Raw genomic sequence first — 1,189 nt, 5'->3', positions numbered from 1 at the left:
ATCTGTGGCAGTCATACCATTTGGTGTTACCGTTGTAGTGTTAGTGCCATCTGTTGTAGATAAACCACCTTTTGTAAGTGCTGTCGTATTACCTGCACCATCAGTAGTGCTTACACCACCGTTTGTTAACGCTGTTGTATTGCCTGCGGCATCAGTAGTGTTTACGCCACCATTTGTCAATGCCGTTGTATGGCCTGCGGCATCCTTTGCAGTCACACCGTCTTTTGTAGTTACAGTGGATACACCCGCGTTATCTTTAATTTCAGACTTCGTTGGTGCCAATGTTTGTGTATTACCCGCTGCATCAGCAATCGTAGTAGTACCACCAGTCACAGTCGTTGTGTTACCTGCTGCATCTGTGTACGTAGCAGATGTTAAGCCTGTTAACGCTTTTGCCAACTTAAGGTTTAATGTACCTGTTGTGGCATCACCTAATACAGCAATGTTACCGTCTGTAAGATCCGCTGCAGTTGTAGATGCACCACCTTTAATGTTAAGTTGTTCGCCATGTTTACGGCTCACAACAGTAGTATCATCACCAGCGAACTCGTGAGTTGCATCGCCTGTAGCTTTATTAATAGCATCATCCATTTGCTTTTTATTAACAGCAGATGTATTTGTTGTGCCAGCTGCTACATTTTTAATTTCTGTGTTGCCTGCATCAATACCAGAGCCGTTCACTTTAACAGTATTTGTACCATCCGTAGCAGTCATACCGTTTGGTGTTACCGTTGTAGTATTAGTACCATCTGTTGTAGATAAACCACTTTTTGTAAGTGCTGTCGTATTACCTGCGCCATCAGTAGTGCTTACACCACCGTTTGTCAACGCCGTTGTATTGCCTGCGGCATCTGTTGCAGTTACACCATCTTTGGTAGTCACAGTGGATACACCAGCATTATCTTTAATTTCAGATTTTGTTGGTGCCAATGTTTGTGTATTACCCGCTGCATCAGCAATCGTAGTGGAGCCACCAGTTACAGTCGTTGTGTTACCTGCTGCATCTGTATACGTAGCAGATGTTAAACCTGTTAAGGCTTTTGCCAATTTAAGGTTTAATGTACCTGTTGTGGCATCGCCTAATACAGCAATGTTACCGTCTGTAAGATCTGCTGCAGTTGTAGATGCACCACCTTTAATGTTAAGTTGTTCGCCATGTTTACGACTCACAACAGTAGTATCATCACCA

At 43.4% G+C, this 1,189-nt stretch carries 1 pseudogene; it reads right to left on the bottom strand.

Annotation, left to right across the window (positions count from 1 at the left end):
- Positions 1–1,189 (bottom strand): annotated as a pseudogene (locus VEHSUH06_RS00005) (hypothetical protein); the annotation flags it as partial.

The sequence above is a fragment of the Veillonella sp. S13053-19 genome, from assembly GCF_002959835.1.
GTDB classification, from domain to species: domain Bacteria; phylum Bacillota; class Negativicutes; order Veillonellales; family Veillonellaceae; genus Veillonella; species Veillonella rogosae.
The sequence above is the reverse complement of the archived record's forward strand: the minus strand, read 5'-3'. Positions and strand labels throughout refer to the sequence as shown.